15 protein-coding genes and 1 riboswitch are annotated in these 21,414 nt (G+C 42.2%); of the genes, 7 read left to right on the top strand and 8 right to left on the bottom strand.

The window, feature by feature from the left end; translation table 11 throughout:
* The first annotated feature begins 72 nt into the window (after window positions 1-72).
* Both tnpB and tnpC read left to right on the top strand, forming a co-directional pair.
* Window positions 73-414, top strand: coding sequence for an IS66 family insertion sequence element accessory protein TnpB (tnpB, locus tag BLU80_RS12825; protein ID WP_091395903.1), 342 nt, complete (start codon window positions 73-75; stop codon window positions 412-414).
* Window positions 415-453: 39 nt separating this feature from the next.
* A complete protein-coding gene (tnpC, locus tag BLU80_RS12820) occupies window positions 454-2,070 on the top strand; it encodes an IS66 family transposase (RefSeq protein WP_091395900.1) in 1,617 nt (538 codons plus the stop codon).
* Here the strand turns inward: tnpC and tnpA are convergent.
* From tnpA to BLU80_RS12790, 6 genes are all read right to left on the bottom strand, one after another.
* Window positions 2,054-2,344: an IS66 family insertion sequence element accessory protein TnpA gene (gene tnpA, locus BLU80_RS12815; RefSeq protein ID WP_091395897.1), complete on the bottom strand. Its 291-nt coding sequence runs from the start codon at window positions 2,342-2,344 to the stop codon at window positions 2,054-2,056. The genes tnpC and tnpA overlap by 17 nt on opposite strands.
* Before the next feature lie 69 nt (window positions 2,345-2,413).
* The gene (locus tag BLU80_RS12810; RefSeq protein WP_091399072.1) at window positions 2,414-2,704 is read right to left on the bottom strand and encodes an RloB domain-containing protein; all 291 of its coding nucleotides are present in this window, start codon (window positions 2,702-2,704) and stop codon (window positions 2,414-2,416) included.
* Window positions 2,688-4,013: an AAA family ATPase gene (locus BLU80_RS12805; protein ID WP_211481835.1), complete on the bottom strand. Its 1,326-nt coding sequence runs from the start codon at window positions 4,011-4,013 to the stop codon at window positions 2,688-2,690. Before BLU80_RS12805 ends, BLU80_RS12810 begins: the two co-directional genes overlap by 17 nt.
* A 583-nt stretch (window positions 4,014-4,596) precedes the next feature.
* Window positions 4,597-5,811, bottom strand: a complete 1,215-nt coding sequence (locus tag BLU80_RS12800) for an MFS transporter (RefSeq protein ID WP_091399066.1) — start codon at window positions 5,809-5,811, stop codon at window positions 4,597-4,599.
* 78 nt (window positions 5,812-5,889) lie between these two features.
* On the bottom strand, window positions 5,890-6,807 hold the full coding sequence (locus BLU80_RS12795) for a helix-turn-helix domain-containing protein (protein WP_091399062.1): 918 nt from the start codon (window positions 6,805-6,807) through the stop codon (window positions 5,890-5,892).
* Window positions 6,808-7,060: 253 nt separating this feature from the next.
* Window positions 7,061-10,117 (bottom strand): glycoside hydrolase domain-containing protein, encoded by a 3,057-nt coding sequence (locus BLU80_RS12790; protein WP_244518902.1) that lies wholly within the window; start codon window positions 10,115-10,117, stop codon window positions 7,061-7,063.
* Window positions 10,118-10,450: 333 nt separating this feature from the next.
* Here BLU80_RS12790 and asnS point away from each other — a divergent pair, with 333 nt between their 5' ends.
* Entirely contained in the window at window positions 10,451-11,887 is a 1,437-nt protein-coding gene (gene asnS / locus BLU80_RS12785) for an asparagine--tRNA ligase (RefSeq protein ID WP_091399059.1), read from the top strand.
* 202 nt (window positions 11,888-12,089) lie between these two features.
* Here asnS and BLU80_RS12780 read toward each other — a convergent pair whose 3' ends face one another.
* Entirely contained in the window at window positions 12,090-12,905 is an 816-nt protein-coding gene (locus BLU80_RS12780) for an enoyl-ACP reductase FabI (RefSeq protein ID WP_091399057.1), read from the bottom strand.
* 1,508 nt (window positions 12,906-14,413) lie between these two features.
* Between BLU80_RS12780 and BLU80_RS12770 the strand changes: the two genes are divergently transcribed.
* From BLU80_RS12770 to BLU80_RS12755, 4 genes are all read left to right on the top strand, one after another.
* A complete protein-coding gene (locus tag BLU80_RS12770) occupies window positions 14,414-15,187 on the top strand; it encodes a polysaccharide lyase family 20 protein (protein WP_170831235.1) in 774 nt (257 codons plus the stop codon).
* A gap of 125 nt (window positions 15,188-15,312) precedes the next feature.
* Window positions 15,313-16,452: a T9SS type A sorting domain-containing protein gene (locus BLU80_RS12765; RefSeq protein WP_091399044.1), complete on the top strand. Its 1,140-nt coding sequence runs from the start codon at window positions 15,313-15,315 to the stop codon at window positions 16,450-16,452.
* A gap of 362 nt (window positions 16,453-16,814) precedes the next feature.
* A riboswitch (TPP riboswitch) is annotated at window positions 16,815-16,913 on the top strand.
* Between the two features lie 154 nt (window positions 16,914-17,067).
* Window positions 17,068-17,688, top strand: coding sequence for a nicotinamide riboside transporter PnuC (pnuC, locus tag BLU80_RS12760; RefSeq protein ID WP_091399041.1), 621 nt, complete (start codon window positions 17,068-17,070; stop codon window positions 17,686-17,688).
* A gap of 106 nt (window positions 17,689-17,794) precedes the next feature.
* Window positions 17,795-19,189 carry a sialate O-acetylesterase gene (locus tag BLU80_RS12755; protein ID WP_091399037.1) on the top strand — a complete coding sequence of 465 codons (1,395 nt, stop codon included), beginning with the start codon at window positions 17,795-17,797 and terminating at the stop codon, window positions 19,187-19,189.
* Window positions 19,190-19,287: 98 nt separating this feature from the next.
* Here the strand turns inward: BLU80_RS12755 and recN are convergent, their stop codons facing one another.
* Entirely contained in the window at window positions 19,288-20,952 is a 1,665-nt protein-coding gene (gene recN / locus BLU80_RS12750; RefSeq protein WP_091399034.1) for a DNA repair protein RecN, read from the bottom strand.
* Window positions 20,953-21,414 lie beyond the last annotated feature (462 nt).

Here is a 21,414-nt window from a genome sequence, read left to right as displayed (position 1 = left end):
GTAAGCGTTCGGCTAGAACCGTCATTGCCTTTATGAGTAGCTAGATTAGATTTGCCGGCTAATTATTGGAATATGATCTCTTATTCAAATACTTGCCGCTACTACGTTTATCAAGACGCCTGCAATATGCGATACAGCTTCGATCGGCTCGGTGGCATTGTGAATGCCCATATGGAGGGAAATTTATTGTCGGGAGATATTTTTATATTTATCAACAAACGAAAAAATCAGTGTAAGTTGCTTCGGTGGTCAGAGGATGGCTTTGAGATTTTCCACAAACGCCTCGTAAAAGGTACATTTGCCGTACCGCCTAATGGACAGATAGAAGCATACGAGTTGCAATTAATGATCAGTGGTGTGGTGTTGGAACGCTATAGAAAAAAGAAGCGTTTTTCAATAAAAAATGTGGTATAATATTTTGATTAGATAATTTATATTACATATATTTGCAATATGAGTAAGGACCTCATAAATATTGTTCATGCGCTGATCAAAAGAGTAGATGAGCTGACCGCAGAAGTAAAGACGCTGCGGGCAGAGAATGCTGCTTTGCTGGACGAGAACAAAGGTCTTAAGCTTAAGGTAGAAGAACAGAAAAGAATTATTGACGAGCAGAACAGGGTGATCTATGGTTCCAAAACGGAACGGTTCATTCCTTTAGCCAACGCTGCTGGCCAGGTGCCTATTTTGTTTGCCTTAGAGGAGATTGGTAATATTGAAGTAAAAGGGGTGACGACTGTTGGTGAAAAGCAAAAGCCCGCACCTGTAAAGAAAATGTATGTCCGCCCTGGCCGCAACCCATTCCCGGCTCATTTAGAAAGAAATACCATTACGCAAGAGCCACAGATGGATCTGACCGGTTATGTTCAAATCGGCCAGGACGTAACAGAGCGGCTGGATTATCAACCCTCCAAACTGACCGTTAACAGGTATGTTTATCCAAAGTATATCCAGATAGACGAACAGACACGTGTACGTCATATTGTACAGGCAGAATCGGTGCAGGGACCCATTGAGAAAGGTATTCCTGAAGCAGGCCTGCTGGCAGCTATTGCTGTAGACAAGTTTCTGTATCATATGCCCATAGACAGGCAGTTGAAGCGCTTTGCTTATCTGGGCGTCGAACTGGCTGCCGGAACTGTCAACGGCTGGATGGACAGTATCCATGTAATGCTTGCGCCACTGATGGATGCACTGAAAACAGAAGTTTTATCCGGTCCAGTCCTTCAGGCGGATGAGAGCCATATACGGGTACTGGATAGCGACAAAAAAGGTAAAACACACCGCGGCTGGATGTGGGTCTACCGACACCCTCAGAAGCGTCTGGTACTGTTTGATTACCGGCGAGGCCGGGATAAATCGGGGCCGATAGAGATGCTGGAGGATTATCGGGGATTTTTGCAGGTAGATGGTTACACCTGTTATGAGGATGCGCGTGTAGGCGGCAGGGAAGATATTACCCTGGTGCATTGTCACGCCCATTCAAGAAGGTACTTCGAAAAAGCGTTACCATATGACCCGGTGAGGGCTAATCATTATATGACAGAGATCCAGAAGGTCTATCATATTGAGCGGGAGATCAAAGAACAGCAGTTAAATGATAAACAAATTGTGGAAGTGCGGGAGACCAGGGCTCTGCCTATCCTTAAAGAACTGAAACAATGGCTGATAGCCAATGCTTCGCAGGTGTTGCCGGACTCACCTATCGGTAAAGCTATACATTATGCATTGAGCCGTTGGGATAAGTTATTGACCTATACTCATTATACATTTATCCCCATAGATAATAATGGAATCGAATCCCTCATAAGAAGTTTAGCCTTAGGTCGCAAGAACTACCTGTTCGCCGGATCGCATCATGGCGCTGAACGGATCGCTTTGATGTATTCGCTAATGGCATGCTGTAAGGAATACAGCGTAGATCCCTATGAATATCTAAAGGATGTCATCAGTCGTATCAGTACACATAAACAGAAAAATATCAAAGAGCTTTTGCCGCATCACTGGAGCAGAGCTGATAAATCTGCAATCAGACAGTCTCCGGAGCACACGGCTATAAAATATGCATGAGCGCAGCTATAACTGTCGCATCATACACATGGATCACGGCTTTTCCCGGTAAATCAATACTCGCCAATAGGTGCCCGTTTTGAGAGATATCCTTAATACGAACGGGAATAAATCCGGCAGATACACTATCTGATTTACTCTTGTTTAATTTATTGCGCCAGTAGTAATAAAACGTTTCAGTGATTCCCTTTTCTGCGCAGAAATTCTTGACTCGCTGCCCATCAGGCTTGCTGTTGATTAACGCCATAACTTCTTCCCGATTTACCTTTGTCATAATTATCAATTTTAGATGGCAAAAGTAAATCCCGGGTATTTAATGACAATGACGGTTCTCGCCGAACGCTTACGTATCAAGTACAATCCACACTTCATCACCCTCAATTAAATCGTATTTAGGCTTATAGCCCTTTTCTTCAATTGGGCAAAATGCATTGACTGCAATATCAAATAACCCTTCTGGAGAATTATTATCATCAGGGGCTATTTTATGAATTTCTATATTAATTCTTGAATCTTTTTCTTTGAAATATTTGAAGTAATCATATTCTCGACGACGTCCCTCACAAAAAATAAAAATTGACTTTGCATTTCTGCTGGGCACATTACGTTCAAAAAGCCTATTCGTTAATATCATAATCAACCCAGTTTAAATCTTTCAAATTGCCTAAGAATGGTATTGAACCATATCTCCCATTTAAATAACCTTTGCGAATATCAATTGTTTTATGCTCTTTAAAGTCACTTAAAGAATAAATATCAGTAGCTCCTTCAAAATCCTTTTCAGAAAACCAAATTTCATCTTGTCTAAATATACTTTGGTCAAGCAAATTTGATTCGTGCGTAGTGAATATCAATTGTCCTTTAGTTTCCTTTTGCTCTGAAAACTTCCTAATCAATTCCTTTATCAATAAGGGGTGAATACTCCTTTCGATTTCATCTACAAAAATGACTTTATCATCGAATAGAATATTTTTAAAGGCAGGAACAAAATCTAACAATCGAATAGTACCATCCGACTCTTCTTCCAAAGAAAATGGTTTAGTAATATTGTTTGCCTCGTGTTCAATTTCTAATATTTTAACGATATAATCTTCACCTTCTTTTGCAACTATTATTTCTTCTCCCTTTCTTGTTCGTAAACCTATGATTTTGTTCTTAGTTTTCTCTAATCTTGATATCAGGTCATCGATTTCATTTGAATTATCTTGGCCAAAAAAATCGTATATACTTGTTCTTTCTGTATTAAGTGCCTTTATACCTATATTAAAGGTACGCATTAAATCTTCTGCAAACTCTTTAAAGGATTTATCTATTTCAATTCTGTGTGCTAATGCAATTGGCTTAGAATCAGGCGTAATTATCTGTAAAGTTTCAGTAAACCACCCAAATGCATTTTTAATTTCTCTTAAATTTTCATTTTCTCGGTTTGCCAATAATTTGATTATTGGCCTATCAATTCTTACGAATTCTTCAATTAATACCTCTTTAATAACCTTGCTTTTTTCATCTTTTTCAAAATCATCAAAAAATTTTATTTGGGTTTTTCCATTCTCCATCTTACGTTCATAAAGAAGGAAATCCTCATTTTTCCCAAGTCCCGAAATATATAATTCCTCAGTCATTATTTTATTATCAACTATTTCAAGTCCATATAAAAAACCTTTCTGATTTTGAATAAACTCAATAACTAAAATCTGCTTTTTATTATCGGTAAATTTGAAACGGGTATTTTTATATTTTAAGGGCATTTCATCCCGAGTAACTAATCGTTTTAAATAATCTAAGGATTTTATTAAGTTTGATTTTCCGGAACCATTTGCTCCATAAACAGAAGATAATTTAAGAATTTGAAAGTTATCTATATTATAAATATGATCATGCAAAGTTTTTAATCGACTATTGGCTATAGTCGAAAATTCCTTACGTTTTTCAAATGAGAACATGTTTTCCAAAACAAACCTTACTAACATATACGTGAAAATTTCACGCAAAATACCGATCTTTTTTTAATCTGCAATAAATATGTGAAATTTTCACGTATAATTATTAAATTAAAAAAGTTCATATCAGAGTATTTTATCCGCAGCCACTGTTCAAACCTAACCATTACTTGAGCAATTTCTATCATTTCTTTCGATAAACAGTACAGCAATCATAGGCCATCATGGCACCCTATTGATCTTTATCCCCCCACAGCCAGCTTTCTGAAAATTATAACGAAGCATTCTTTTTTACGGCGTGCCTTCAAGCCTCTTCTTAATATGAATCCCGAGGACTCTAATCAAATTTTAGGACTAAGACATAATAAATTATAAATATATATAATAAATTACTAGTAAATTTATTAAACTACAACTTTACATATTATGAGTATTTCACTTTACATATTATGAGCGTTTCACTTTACATATTATAAATATTGGCCGGATTAGTCATAATTTACAATATCATGTATATTATTAAAAGGTAATATATTTTATATAATTGCCTTTTCCTTCCTGATTTGCCTTGATAAATCCGCTGGCCTTAAGCCTGAATCGCCAATTTCTTCTGTCCACTTTTAGCATTGATACGGATCGACAGCAATACCAGTGCGGCCAGCACCCCAAGTATTAAATATCCAATGGCCAGTGTAGCTTCACCGGTAACATGGATAATAGCCAGCACTGCAGTGCTGACAACAGAAGTCACCATATAGGATCCTCCACTTGTAATCCCACTGGCCATCCCGGCATTTTTAGGGAACCTTGTCACGCAATAGGTAAAAAACAGGTTATAAATCAAACCGACCATCATATGGATCAGTACCACAAATACCATCATGAGTGGCAGCTGATTAAACAGGGAAGAGGAAACCATAAATAATAATATCAGAGTCACCTGAAGCCCGTTAGCCCTGCTGGCATTTACAGGAATCGATCCTTTTTTAAGCATTTTTCCGATAATGCCACCAAAAAACATGGCCAACCCGGACAGCAGTGCACAATAACCGGTGATAACCGGTGAAAGATGATATTTATGTTCCACAATAAAGGGGACAGACATCCCGAAAACCATCACCATGGAATAACAGATACCCAGCACTAAGATGCCCAAACTAAAATCAAAGGTGCCGATAAGTTTTTTATAGACTTCTACAATCTTTTTCCCTTTGAAGGCCACCGGATAACGCAGTGTTTCTCCGCCGTAAATAAGTTCCAGCACCAGCATCACCGCCCCGTAAGCGCCCAGCAGATAAAAATTGGAGGTCCATCCAAAACTGGTTTGCAGAAACCCGCCCAGGAAGGGTGCTGTAATGGGCGCCGTCGCCCATACGATGGTAAGCAGACTCGTATAGTGCTTTTGTTTTTCCCCTGTAAAGACATCTACAAAGAAGGCGCGTTTACCCACAACGATAAACGCCGTAGATGCCCCTTGGACAATACGCATGGCATAAATCATCTCCAGGCTCCTGGTATGAATGATAAACAGGTTACTGATTGCAAACACAAACAAAGAGATTAAACCGATTCTGTACCGGCCAAAACTATCCAGAACACTGCCTGCAAAAAACTGAATCACCCCGTAACTGATCAAAAAAAGAATCAGGGTCTGTTGGATACTGACAGATCCAACCTGAAACGCGGTAGCCATATCCGGAAGTGACGGGATATAAATATCTGTGGCCAGTCCCGAGAGTGGAATCAGGGAAAATGCGATAATCGTGCTCGCCTTACTGTTACTTTCAACAATCTGCCTCATACTAATTAAATTAAAAGGCAAAATTAAACAGCCTTTGCATAGTAAAAAATAAGGAAATCAAAGTAATTATTATACAAATCAAATGTGAGCGACCAAGCGCGACCTGTAAGCTTTAGGGTTTTTCCCGGTCTGGCGTTTGAAAAACAGATTAAAATACTGAGGGTATTCAAAACCCAGACTGGCGCTGATCTCCTGAACCGTCCAGTCGGTATTTTTAAGCAGGGATAAGGCCTCCGCTATTTTCTTTTCAGCAATCAACTGCCCCGTTGTCTTACCCGTGTGCAACTTAATGAGATGATTTAAATGATTGATATGAATATTAAGCCGGCCGGCAAAATCTGCCGGCGTTTTAAGATCAATGGTATTACGGGGAGAATCAATTGGGAACTGACTATCCAGCAAATCCAAAAATCTGCCTACCTGAAAATCTTTTCTTTCCTGATTATCCACAGGCGCCAGTTCTCCCCTGATTTTAATCCCTGTGAGGATGATCACCTTCAACAGATGCCTGATAAGCTCATCCTTAAAGGCATAGCACTCTTTATATTCACTGGCCATTGAACCAAAATAGCCAGCTAATTGTTCATATTGCGCTTCTGTAAGCGGCACCAGCGGGTAAATATCCTTTTCAAAAACCTGATGCAGCCTTTTAAGATCCGCTCTTATACCGGGTGTCACAAAGACTTCATTAAAAACACAGACATAGCCTTGTTGTTCCTCAGAGATATTTCGCCAGCCAAACCTGACCCTTGGGCTTGAAAAAAATAAAGTGGGCGTTTTTACTTCGACCTCACCCTTCTCTGTAAACAGAATGGCATTGCCTTTACAGAGGCATATTTTATAATAATCTCTTCGGATAAAAGGCAGGGTCTTGAAGCAATTATTACGCAAAAACACATTAAAATGCCGCGTGAGCCCGCTGCCTCTTTGCAAATCCAGGGGCATACTCCTGCAGGTTGCCTCATAATACTCTTGTATTGTTTCTAAGCTTTCCATAGTGGCAAAGTTAAACAATTCAAAGATTACCCCTGCCACCAAGTACACTACACCTACTATCTCCCTGGAAAGGTAAGGTCCGGGTGAAGCGGCCTGATATCCACTTATCTTTTCTTGACCCTCAGGCCTTTAGCTCCTTTTCTTTTTTAACCAGCCCAGTAACGCCAAAGAAAAAGCGCCGGTCTCTTGCCTGAGCTAAGAACCGGCGCTTTTTAATCTTACAAGTATGGACTCATCCATCAACCAAAACCCGCTACTCGGCGGACAGTTCCAACAGCCAGCCTTTACTAGGTGCGACCGGAATCGCTCCATTTACATCAAAACTGCGTTCCTGCTGAAACTTATCAATAGCAGGTGCTTTAAGAATGGCACTTGACGGATTGAGACCTAATGCCTTCCAGTCGATTTTCAGATGAATATCCGTTGACTCAGGAGCCCAGCTGGCAATAGAAATCAGTACTTTACCTTTTTTCTGATAAACGGTAGCCAGGACCTTATCATTATCCGTCGTCACCGGATTATCCGTAGCCCAGTAACCAATCATTGCGGCGTCTTTAATGCCAAATTCATCCCACTCCTTCCATAAAGGTCTGGGATCGGCTGACTCGGACCATAACAGGCGGTCTGTCATCCCGTATACCATACCGCGCCATGGGTTACCGTCATGTTCCAGCATCTCACCCATCAGACCAAAAGGGATACCGGACATCTCAGTCAGGTAATAATCACTGGAAGTGTTTTCATAATCAAATTTCTCTCCGAACCAGAGTCTGTTCAGATAAGGAAAGAGCTCCATGTACAACATGGCGCTGTTAATATATCCGTCTGCTTTATCATATTGGCTGGCGGAGTGCAGATCAATTAAGCCCGGGTGGTTATCACTGGTCAGGACTCTTTTGATTCTTTTCATGATATCCCTGTCAAAGGCCACATCATCCAGATACACCCCGTCAATGCCGATATTTTTGGTCAGCCAGTTCATGCCTTCCACATAGTAGTTATGCCAGCGGCTCATGCCGCTGTTAACGATAGCGGCGTCTTTCTCTTCCGGCGTATACCAGGCGGCTATATAATCCTGATCCAGATGCTCCCTGAGCCAGGAATAACCGCCGCCTTTGCCGGCTGAATAAATCTCATGGCCCAGGCTGAACAAGGCAGGCAGCTCATAAGCCCTATTGGATAGCTCTCTGACCGTATTATAGATCTTTACTTTCATACCGTCCTTATGTGCGCTGTCAATATAAGCCTTCATTTCACGGGTCCGGATAAATGGATAGTTGATATAGGGATTGATCGGCGTTCCCTGATGTATATTGATCACCGTTGCACCGAGTGCTTTTGCGGTGTCCGTGTTTAAATACTTATGGATATACCTGTTGGCAAAATGATCTTTGGTATCCAATGTATGAAAAGGAGTAATCAACAGCCTGAAATTAAAATAGAGTGTATCCCCTTTTTTAAGGCTTCTGGCCCCGGTATAGTTATCTACCAGGTAAGCGGCTCCTTTCATACCCATTTTAACACCCCCTTTCCCTTCATTGCCCCAGGAGACCGGCAACAGTAAAGGCTTTTGCAGATAAAAATTGGTATTGAGCGGTCTTACATAATGCTCATCCCTTAAAGAGTATTGCAACCCTGCATTTACATCTCCCAGCCAGGCGCCATCCTGGTTTTTGGTGGCTACCTGCCATTTCCAGTCTACTTCACCAGGAGTCTTCTGCCCTTCAAATCCGAGTCCCAGTATATATTTAGTGGCAGCAGGCACCATGGGTAAATGCAGCGAGATATTTTTAAAGTCCACATCCTTAAGCGCCGTCACTTTGACCGTATAGTTTACAAAACCGTCAAACTCCAAAGCACCTTTGACCAGCATATCCAGCTCACTGGAGCTGTTATCCACCTGCCAGGCAACCGTCCCTTCTGAATTTTCCGTATAATCAATAGCGCCGGAGGAGAACTTTACCTCTTTACCGTCTGCCTTATTAAAATGAAAATGAACAGGCTCTGTAAATAAGTTCCTGCCGGAATCCACAATGGAGGTCATTCTGGAGTCAAAGAAGCTTTTGATCTGGGCCGGAAAACCAGTCCTGGCCACATCCAGTTCCCTGCCTAAAAGATCAATACTGTTACCTGTCTTTTTTAAAGGCGTATAAGGGGCAATCACGGTATTTTTCTCTGCCAGGGTAGAGTTCAGCCAGGCGAGCCTTGTTTGCTTCCAGGGCTCATCCACCCCATGATCCTTAGCCAGCCTTGCTTTTACTTCCAACTGAATCTGAATCGTTTTACTGCCGGCGTCTGCCGTCAGGATCTTCGCTGTTCCTTTATAAAGTCCGGGCGCTGCATTTTCCGGTACAGCTACTGTACACCAAAGGGACTGCACCCGCCCTCTAGGAACGTTTACCGTAAAAGACTCCCGCTGCCCGATCCAGTTCACGCCGGTATTATTAATGCAGGTAATAGCAGAACGGGCTATAGTCTTACCGTTACTGGTGGTAAGATCTGAAAACTGCACTTTTACGTCGGCTAAATCCTGTTTATGGGCATATATCCCTAACTGATAGGCAAAGTTCTCTGCTCTGTCCGCTGTGTCTTTAAACGTAGAAGAAGGGCCTTTTTGAATCCAGCGGTACGGCAAATCCCTGGTCATACGAATAGGATGCATTCTGTCTTCCGGGAAAACCAAAAAGGCTTCCCCCTGATTTTTAGCAATCAACGCAGCTGCTTCCTTAGGCGTCGATATGACTTCCATGGGACCATACTGATTAAATGCGTCCACCGATTCGATGCTGACGGCTGTAGCTTTAATCATGTCCTTATTACGCTGCGCCTGCTGAAGCCAGGCGGCATCCGCCTGATTGCCGGCGGCTAAATACTGGGTACTTGGATAATAGGTGCCTTTTAAATGATAAGGCATATAATAAATATAATAGGAACCGGGACCTGATACCGGCTCAAAATATACCGTGCCGCTGCTTCTGGTAAAATCTGCTGCCAGATTGTTTTGAATGACCTGGCCGGTTTGACCATCTACTACGATTATACCTTTAGCGGCCGGGTCCTCATCTCTTCTTCTCCAGGGTATATCCACCCTGGCTACCGCGCCCTGGCGGCTCACCTGAACGAGGATTCTATGGTTGCCCAGACTATCGGGATTCCAGGAAGATTTACTGACCCGGTAATCCATCACGGCTCCGGGATTTCCAATTTCTGAACCTGCTTTTTTAAGCTTTTGACTACCGCTATTCGCATATTGTCCCATGGCCATAGTGGCCAGAAGGCTAAACGCACCTGCCAAAACCAGTTTTTGCATACTTATTTTAGGAATGATTAATAAGTGGGAAGTTACGTCAAATCTATAAAACTGTCCCATGCAAACGGTTGCCCTAAAGCAAGGGCCGATTACCTGGCCGCTGATAAAGTCCCCGGAAGCCTACGGCTTCCGGGGACTTTATCAGTTAGCGCAGCAGTTGTCATAACCCGGACAACACCAGCAAGAAAGCTTACAAGTCATTGATCTACAAAAGAAACTAATCTATGCTCCTTATTTTATGGCAAAGATTAGGTGAATCCGTTTAATCTCACCGACAAAGCGCAGAATTAAGTTATCTTTGCAGCCTTAAACCGTATTAATTTAAATATTCAGATGTTTAACAACAGAACAAAGATCAAGGCTCTACTTTCAACCGAGCCTACTGGACAAGAGGTAATTGTAATGGGATGGGTACGTACCTTCCGCAATAATCAGTTTATAGCCCTTAATGACGGTAGCTCTATTAATAATCTGCAAATCGTTGTTGAACTCGGATTACTGGATGAAGCCACCTTAAAACGCATCACCACTGGCGCTGCTCTTAAGGTAACGGGCACTCTTGTGCCTTCACTGGGTAAAGGCCAAAAGGCAGAAGTCAAGGCATCGGCCATTGAGATACTGGGCGACAGCGACAGCGAGAAATATCCGCTGCAACCCAAAAAGCACAGTTTGGAATTTTTAAGGGAAATCGCTCATTTAAGATTCAGAACCAGCACCTTCAGCGCGGTATTCAGAATCCGTCATTCCCTGGCCTTTGCCATACACCAGTTTTTTAATGAAAAAGGCTTTGTGTATCTGCACACCCCTATCATTACCTCCAGTGATGCAGAGGGCGCAGGTGAAATGTTCCAGGTCAGCACTCTACCGCTGGAAAACCTGCCCAGGACTGAAAACGGAAACATCGATTTTAGCCAGGATTTTTTCGGCAAGAGCACCAATCTGACGGTATCCGGTCAGCTGGAAGGAGAGCTCGCCGCCACCGCCCTGGGAGACATCTACACTTTCGGACCGACCTTCAGAGCAGAAAACTCCAACACCACCCGTCACTTAGCGGAGTTCTGGATGATTGAACCGGAAATGGCCTTCTATGACATTCAGGACAATATGGATCTGGCCGAAGCATTTATACAATACCTGATCCGTTACGTCATGGATCATAATGCCGAGGATCTGGCATTTTTAGACAACCGCCTGAAAGAGGAAGAAAAAGCGCTTCCTCAGGCGCAGCGCTCTGAACAGGGTCTGCTTGAAAAGCTGCAGTTTGTCCTGGACAATCGTTTTGAAAGAATTACCTATACAGAAGCCATCGAGGTGCTGCTGGCCTCCCCTGCCTATAAAAAGAAGAAATTCAAATATGAGGTTAAGTGGGGCATTGATCTGCAGAGTGAACATGAACGCTACCTGGTAGAAAAGCATTATAAAAGACCGGTTATCGTTACCAATTACCCTAAGGATATCAAGGCCTTCTATATGCGCCAGAACGACGATGGCAAAACCGTCGCCGCTATGGATATCCTGGCTCCCGGTATCGGGGAAATCGTAGGTGGTTCTCAAAGAGAAGAACGCTTAGATAAGCTGCAAACCAGGATGCAGGAAATGAATGTACCGGTCAAAGAAATGGAATGGTATTTAGATACCAGACGCTTTGGGTCTGTTCCGCACGCCGGCTTCGGTCTGGGTTTTGAAAGAATGGTGCTGTTTGTTACCGGCATGAGTAATATCCGTGACGTGATACCTTTTGCCAGAACGCCTAAGAACTGTGAGTTCTAAGAGAATCAGCGGACTATAGTAAAAAGATCAAAGCATGCATTGAATAATCACAGTGCATGTTTTTTTTTGACTAATGTTATAAGCCCCATACAAAGGGCAATGCCGGAATACATTTAATCAGGCCCAGGACCTGATTAAATATGCTCCGGCATTGTTATCTGACTACCTGACCATTTTATGGATTAGTCAGGCGCTTATTTTTTTATTCGCTGGCCATTTTATCTACAACTGGCTGAGTGACACCTGTTGAACTATAGCCTCCGTCATGATACAGGTTCTGCATGGTCACGTATTTAGTCAGGTCACTAAATAAGGTCACGCAATAACCGGCAAAGGCTTCAGCAGAAGCATTGCCCAGTGGGCTCATGGCTTCAGAGAAGTTAATAAAGCCGTCAAAACCTTTTACGCCGCTACCGGCCGTTGTTCTGGTCGGAGACTGAGAAATGGTATTTACGCGTACCTTGTTTTTGATTCCATAGTGGTATCCAAAGCTTCTGGCAATGCTCTCCAAAAGGGACTTGGCATCTGCCATTTCATTATAATCCGGGAATACTCTTTGTGCGGCAATATAAGTCAGCGCCACAACACTGGCCCACTCATTCAGCGCATCTTTTTCATAAGCCACCTGTAACACCCGGTGGAAACTTACTGCGGAAATATCCAGGGTCTTCAGCTCCCATTCATGGTTCAGATGGGTATATGGATTGCCTTTACGGATATTCATACTCATGCCGACACTGTGTAAGATAAAATCAATCTTACCGCCAAAATGCTCCATTGACTGATCAATAAGTGCAGCCAAATCTTCCATTTTAGTCACGTCAGCTCCGATAATCGGGGCATTAATAGCTTCAGCCAGTTTATTGATCTCTCCCATTCTAAGTGCTATGGGTGCATTGGTAAGTACGATTTGTGCTCCTTCCTCATGACACTTTAAAGCAGTCTGCCAGGCTAATGACTGTTCATTTAAAGCACCGAAAATGATTCCTTTCTTTCCTTTTAATAGGTTATGCGACATGGGTTAAAATTTAAATATTAGTATGACTTCTTTTAAAGATAGCTATTATTGAAACCACAAAGTAAAGAATTTTACATATATAAGGCGTCAATCGGGCCTAATTTGTCGGACTTATGTGTGAGTTTTATTCCTGAACCGGAAGCTGGAGCAGCGTAAAACGGCGATTTCTGGCCATTCCACCAGTCAAAAATGATAAAAAAATAAATATTTAATGAATAATCAACCGCTTATAAAAACGCTGAACGGACTATTGCAAAGCGATCTTTTGCCAGTGCCCGGCCGGGGTTCTGCAAAAAGAAAAATGCCAGTGCACGGCGCGACCGACCTCAGTACAACTATAAAGGAGTCAGGGCAACTACTTAAAACCGGATCAAATGTTCCGGTTTTTATTCAGAAAAGGCAACTGAGCGATTTATCTCTCCTATTTTAAATTGATTTTCAATGCTTATGAATTGACCTCTTTCAGGTAGCGCCTCAGAAGGGAAAATGAGGTGCCTTTTTTGGCAAAAATGACCAGTGTCTTGTCAAATAGACGAGACCGAAAACCTAGTTGGCTAACTGATAAGGCATTAGGAAGGTTACCCACTTTCAACAGGTTTTTTTTCCGAACAAAAAGTAAAAAAGAAAATTTCAAAATGCTTGAAAAGTACGTAATCCGTGGGATTTGCCTTGCACGTAACAAAAAAATTGAGCCCATTTATTTTTTTATTTTTCTCAGATATTTTTTTAAAAAAAATAACGATTTAATTTTTCATTAAAGACTGTTTATAATTAATCAGATATGAAAATCTGATTGGCTCAACACAAAACTTGCTGGCTGCAAATAGTAATAATCGCAGGTTTTTTATAGAAGATGGCATGATGTATGTTAAACGCAGAGGGAATATATCTCGTTTGGAAAAATCTGTTGAGCATAGCTAAAATCCAAAATGGATATATGAAGAAGTTAAGCCGAATTAATCCTTAGTTAATTCGTATGCTGACTAAAAAACCCTTTAGAAAATTAGATGACAAATATAGGATTAGCCTTTGGGTAGGAGATTTTATGGCAATAAATCGGGAGATGATTTTACAATATGACTTATCCCGCGGATAGGGATTTGCCTATCTGTGAGACGATTCATATTCAATCGGCCGTTTATTTTGCGGGTACATAATATCTTAAGCACCGGGTTTTGCGGACAAGGTTAAAGTTTCAGAGGACGATATTTAAAGCGTCCAAAGATAAATTGGATTATCAATCAGTTGCTACTTATTTTAAATGTAATTTTTACAATAAGTAGCAGAGGCAAGGCTTTGCCTGAAAAAAAGGCAATAAGAGGCGTCGTAATATTGGCCTGAAAACGGATATCCCTGGTTATCAGCTTACCTGTGAACATTGGGGCGATATCGCTTTATGGTTACTCGTTATGATGACCGGGGGCAGACCTATACGAAAAAATGTATTCTTATTTATTGACAGATATAAAGTTGTTATGGTTTTAGAATTTTTATTTAAAAAGTTAAGTATGCTTAAGTGGTTATTATTATTGGTCTTATTCATTCCCGGTTATAATGCAGTAAATGGACAGGTGTCTAATTTCAGACTGTATGACGCCGGAAGTGGTATACAGGCAGCGACGGATCAATCCGTGGTATATTCCAGATTTGTTCCATTTAATGGAAGACCTTCTATTTGCTTTACCTTACAGAAAACGGATCCAACGGTTGAAAATGGTAAAAGAGCAGAAGTTTTTTTTCGTGCAGAGAAAAGTGTACCCGTTGAAAGATGGTATGCCTTTAATATCTGGCTTCCCGCCTCATTTGTAGCGGATTCTTTACCCGAAATCGTAGCCCAATGGCATGCCACCCCGGATTTTTCTCTGGGCGAAGACTACCGGTCTCCACCCATTGCCCTGGAGATCCAAAACGGCAAGTATCAATTAGCTACACGTTGGGCCACCCAGGCGGTGAATGACAATGACAATGTAACAGGTAAATCGTCCGTTAATTTCGGGAACGTGGAGAATGGGAAATGGACACAGTGGATCTTTCATATTATATTCTCCTATAAAAATGATGGCTTGATTGAAGTCTGGAAAGACGGAAGTAAATTTTACACCAAAGCCGGCCCCAATTATTATAATGACCAGACAGGCCCTTACTTTAAATTTGGTATTTATAAATGGGATTGGTTGAAAACTGACATTTCTACCACCGTTAATAAACGAATCTTATATTTTTCAGATATAAAATTTGGGGATAATAATGCAAAAATTGGTGACTTTCTAAATAATAATTAAATATTAATCATAATCTTAGATTAAATAACCGTACCTATTAGAAGAACAACCTCCCTATTAAAATGACGCTTCTATCAAATAATTCAATCATTTCATTTTATAAAGAACCAAGGAAATTTTAACCGATGAAACACTTAATGTGGTTATATCTCATTGTCATTTGCAGTATACCAGTCCTGACACAGGCACAGTCCTCCGAAAATTTTGATGAAATAACCGTAAATTCCAATGGATATAATCAAGGCTCCACTAACCCCCGAATAATTGGCAATTGGAGCATGGGCATTTTAGACAATAACGGAGCGTACGCCGACGCGACGACCAACTTTCTGGATGTCACCAATAATACGCTGGCAAACGGAGGAACGGATTTGGCAAATGGTGGAAAAGATCATGCGCTTAATGTATATGGGGCATATAATGTAGGCAAAACCTTCGTGATGAAAAATACGGATGCTACCACTGTGCACTTTGCCCTATCTTCCTTTTCCATCGATGCGGGATCAACGACCTGGCTGGCTGAAGGCTACTTAGATGGTGCTCAGGTGGTCACCCAGTCATTTACGACAACGAACCTTACGCCCATGAAGGTCAATCTGACGGACTCAAAATGGCAAAACATTGACGAATTCAGAATTGAGCAGAAAAACGGGGAAGCTGATATATACTTTTTCCTGGATGATATAACAGTAGCGCCTGCCACTGCCATTACCCTGCCGGTTACCTTCCCGGTATTCAAAGCTGAGGTTGTAACGCAGGGCATTCAGCTGAGTTGGCAGCTGGGTATCAAAGACGCTGTAAAATCATTTACCGTACAACGCAGTCAGGACGGAAAGACCTTTACAGACATTGGCTCTGTAGCCTTGTCCCAATCGGCTGATCAGCTAAATTATACCTATCTGGATCAAGGGGCGCAAACAGGCATCAATTACTACCGGTTAAAGCTTGAAAAGTCGATCGGCGGTACGGATGATTATAGCCAGATTATTCAGGCTAAAAAAACAAATACAGATGCAACTGAGGCCTGGCGCCTGTATCCAAACCCTATTCAAAACCAACTTAATATATCCGCTCCCAAGGTGGTTCAAAACCTCATCACCCTGGATATTATAAGTGCCAGCGGTCAAAAGGTGAAATCTGTTACTTTATCCGGAGGAAAACAACAATGGCAGATCAACCTATCTTACCTGGCTAAAGGGATATATTTCTTAAACCTCCACCAAAATAATTTGGTAATCAGCAAATTAAAAATGATTAAATTATAGTACTCATGGGTTCCTCACTGATCGGATAAATTAGTAAGGATCCCATCACTGTGTTATAATTAATTTTCAATAAAGGCACTTATAAACAGGTTGGTTTAGATTCTATGTAGACAACAAATGCCCATGGTTAAGATGCCATCATAGCCGGTTACACGGTAATGGAGTATCCTAAAATATCCGGAAAACCAAAATCTCTATACCAAAAATGGACAATAACTGTAGTTTATTGTCCATTTTTGATTTCAAGATTTTGACTCTAAAAATCGTTTATGGTCAAAAATTTGGAATCGGAATACAATATAACCTATAACCTGCCATCAACTTGTATAACTGAACTCCGCAATATTTGCCTATCTTGCAGCCAGAACATCTCGGGGAGCTGTGGATAAAACGGCTGAGAATCAAACCCGCAAAACCTGATCAGGATAATATCTGCGTAGGAATCGATGTAAAGAGCGTTTTAATGGAATTGTTCCATGAAAACATACACTAAGCTCCCTCTTCCGGTTCCCCCCAGTATTACCTTATCCTGATTTAGTTTATTTATACCGTTTCTCACCTTCTCACCCTAATAAAGAGATGTCTATTTTAAAATAAGGCTTATTAATAGACAATATGGACTTGTTTCAATGGATTGAATATACCTCCGTAGCCTTCGGGCTTTTATATGTCATTTTTATCATCCGACAGCATATTCTGTGTTGGATCTGCGGCATTATTGGCAGTGCGCTGTATATCTGCTCCTGTATCCATGCGAAGATCTATCTGGAAGCCGGGCTTAACTTCTATTACGTCATCATGGGATTTTATGGCTGGTATCACTGGATACATGCCAAAAAGCAGCTGCCAGGGCAGCCCTCTACCCAGAAGGCGGAGCTCCCCGTTTCCACCTGGCCCCGGAAGTCTCATCTTATCAATATAGTCATCTGCCTTATTTGTATAGCCATACTTGGCAGGATCTCTCAGCACCTGACTGATTCTCCCAGACCTTATTTTGACGCCGTTATTACCGTTTTTAGTTTTAGTGCAACCTATATGGAAGCCAGAAAAGTCCTGTCCGCCTGGGTCTACTGGTTCTTTATCAATGGTGCTTCCATTATTCTAATGCTGGATAGAAGCATGCCTGGTTACGCTATTTTATCGGCTGTCACCACCCTGCTATGTATCAAAGGTTATATGGATTGGAAAAAGAGTTATACAAAATTATCCAACCCTGATAAAGTTCTGCGATCTTAACCCCTAACGCCCTTATTTTTTTGTAATTTAGCTACCTGTTTTTGCATGAATGCAATGACAGGTAGCCATTTATAAATTAATTTACTCATTAAACACCCCTTTTACTATGCGATATAGTCTTAAAGGATTATTAGCCACCTTCCTGCTCCTTGGTCTTTTTAGCTGTGCAAACGCAGCGATCCGTTTACCCAATATATTATCCAGCGGCGTCGTTTTACAACAAAAATCAGATATCCAGCTTTGGGGCTGGGCCTCCCCAAATGAAAAACTATCTATCTGGCCCTCCTGGCAAAAGGACAGCATCCAGGTAAGAGCAAATCCTGATGGAAAATGGTTGATCACCCTGCATACGCCTGCTGCAGGCGGACCTTATACCATTGATTTTGATGCGCATAATCATATTCGGCTCAGCGACGTCTGGTTAGGGGAAGTCTGGGTATGTTCCGGACAGTCTAATATGGAATTCACCTATAACTGGCGCAAGACAAAAGATATTCAAATTGATTTTGACAGCTGCCAGCAGTATAATCTCCATTTTTTCCAGGTTCCTAAAACAACAGGCGTTACCCCGCAGGAAGACCTGCCGGGCAGCTGGTCGTCCTGCGATTCCAATACTGTAAAAGATTTTAGTGCTGTCGCTTATTTTTTCGGGAAGAAACTAAATAAAAATCTACATGTCCCCATCGGACTGATCTCTTCCAACTGGGGCGGCACCCCGGCCGAAGTCTGGACACCGGCTGAGCTCGTTAATGAAAACCCGTTTTTACACAGCTGGCAGGAGAAACTTAAACCTTCCGTGGGCTGGCCTATTCTCGCAGGCAGGGCCTATAATGGCATGATTTATCCCCTGACTAATTTTGCCATTGCCGGCACCATCTGGTATCAGGGAGAGTCTAATGTGGAGACCTATCAAAGCTACGGACAGCTCTTTAAAACCATGATTCGTTCCTGGAGGGCCCGCTGGAATCAGGACTTCCCCTTTTACTTTGTACAGATCGCTCCTTATCATTACGGCGCAAATAATGGAGCAGAACTCAGAGATCAGCAGGCCCAGGCACTTCAGCTGCCTCATACCGGCATGGTCGTAACTGCGGACCTGGTCAGCGACACGAATGATATCCATCCCCATGATAAATACGATGTAGGAGCGCGCCTGGCCAATATGGCACTCAGCGACCATTATCAATTAACAGGTGATTTTCCAAAATCTCCTGTTTTGGCGGGATATACCCTGAACGGCGCCAGGGTTCAGATCCGGTTTTCAGATGCGGCCGGCGGCTTAAAGGTAAAGTCCGGTGACGTGCAGCAGCTCTTTATTGCAGGCAGCGACGGCCACCTATATCCGGCCAATCTTAAAATTGAAAAGGATGGCAGCATCACTGTTTCTAGTAAGGACGTGTCCGCGCCTAAACTGGTAGAATATGGTTTTACCAACACAAGGCTGGGTAATCTTGTGTCGGGGCAGGGTTTACCGGTAGCGCCTTTCCGGATTCAGCTATAGCTATATAATGACCTTGTACAATAAAAGCGTCCCTATGATGTATCCATTGGATAACTCAAAGGGACGCTTCGTTATATAAGACTACCGGTCCGGCTGAACTAATAAGACTCTATCATCTCCCGGGCACTCTGCATAGCGGCAGTACTTGGTTTTTCTCCGCCCAGCATCTGTGCAATGGTGAGTATTCTTTCATCTTTTGCTAAAGAACGGACATCCGTTCTGATGGAGGCGTCCGGTTCAGGACGCTTAAAGACATACAGGTGGTGGGCTGCCCTGGCCGCAATCTGCGGTTGATGAGTAATGGCGATTACCTGTATTTTCTCAGAAAGCTCTTTCATAATAATACCGACCTGTTTAGCCGCTTCTCCGGAAATACCCGTGTCGATCTCATCAAAGATCAGGGTGGGTAGCTCCACCGATTGCGCTACCAGAGACTTGATACAGAGCATGAGACGACTTAATTCCCCGCCACTGGCTACTTTTCTGATAGGTTCAAACTTGCCGCTTTTATTCGCATCAAATAAAAACTCTACCAGGTCCTGACCAAATGCATTTAAGTCGGCTTCCTGGATGATATTCACCTGTATTCTGGCGGCGGGCATACCTACACTGGCCAGTCTTTTATTCACCGCTTCCTGTAAAGGTTCAACCTCTGCCTGCCTGGCCTTAGTGATGGCCTGAGCCTGTTTAAGCGCTTCTGCCAGTAATTTCTTTTCTTCTTCCCTTAAAGCTTCAATCTGCGACTGCGTGTCCAGCACGCCGTCTAGTTTACTTTGCAGGTCAGCCTGAATATCCAGTAGCTCATCCGTAGTGGATACGTTATGCTTTTTAAAGAGTTTATATCCTTTATCCAGTCTTTCCTGAATAACACTTATTCTTTCCTGATCGGGGTTAAAATGATCACTTAAGCTTTCCAGTTCCTGGGCAATATCCTGAAGTTCAATCTGCGTACTCTTTAATCTGCCTGATAACTCCGAGAGCGCCTCATGGTAAGACCTGTAATGATCCAGCTTGCTGCACAGCTGCCTGAGGGTCTGCACCACCGGCTGCTCTCCTTCCGACAGCATGCCTGTGGTCTCTGCAAGTGCGCGCTTAATTTCTTCCGCATTGGAGAGCAGGTTCAGTTCACTGTCCAGCTCTTCCAGTTCTCCTTTTTGCAGATTCAGCTCTGTGAGCTCATCAAATAAATACTGATTAAAATCGGCTTCCTTATCAAAACTGGCTTTTTCCTGTTCCAGCCGGACTAGTTTTGTCCGGACAGCCTGTAAATTTTTAAAGGTTTCCTGAAATCCGGCAATCTTTGTTTTATTACCGGCCAGCGCATCCACCACCTGCCGCTGAAAATCACTTTCTCCCAGTTGCAGGGTATCAAATTGCTGATGCTGGTCTACTAATAATACAGCCAGTTCCTTTAACTGTTGCAAGGTGACAGGCGTATCGTTGATAAAAGCGCGGGACTTGCCGGAGGCGGCAATTTCCCTGCGCACAATCAGCTCTCCCGGTTCTTTTAATTCTGCCGCTTCCAAATACTGGTCAATGGTTTTTTGGCCACTGACCCCAAAGGAGCATTCCACCACGCATTTTTTATCTGCTGATTTTAATACAGATGTATCTGCCCGGGCACCCAGGATCAGGCTGAGCGCACCCATCAGGATACTCTTACCGGCACCTGTTTCACCGGTAATGATATTTAGACCTGCCTGGAAATTAACCTCTATATGGTCAATAATGGCGTAATTGCTGATTTGGAGTTGCCGTATCACAGTAAATATTAAAATTTCAATGTTTCAATTGCGAATTTATAACAATCACTGATTGCCCCCAATTTATTTGCACATAGCTGTTGATGACAAAATAAATATTTAGCAACGAAGGCAAATAAATATATATTAACTAAATAGCAATCAGGCAATTACACATATAACCGCAGTTTTTATCAGAAGTTTGTAATCCTAGACCCGTTCACTTTTTATGATTTCTATTTTTGCCCTCTTGTGGGTTCAGATAAAATAAAGACCTGCTGATTGAGGATGAATACCTGTCCGGTTATCAACTAAGTTACCCTTAATTTATATACCAGCTGCCCAAGTTACATCAACCTGGGTGAATACCACCCCTGCCTTGCGAAAATCGGTTGCGGTAAAACTGCTACTTTTTTATGCGGTGCCCCATCCACAAATTTTAAATTATTCAAGTTAAATTATATCCGAATGCATATCATCTAT

Source organism: Arachidicoccus rhizosphaerae, assembly GCF_900107765.1.
Classification (GTDB): Bacteria; Bacteroidota; Bacteroidia; order Chitinophagales; family Chitinophagaceae; genus Arachidicoccus; species Arachidicoccus rhizosphaerae.
Note: the sequence above shows the minus strand (reverse complement) of the source record. Positions and strands in the feature narration are given on the sequence as shown.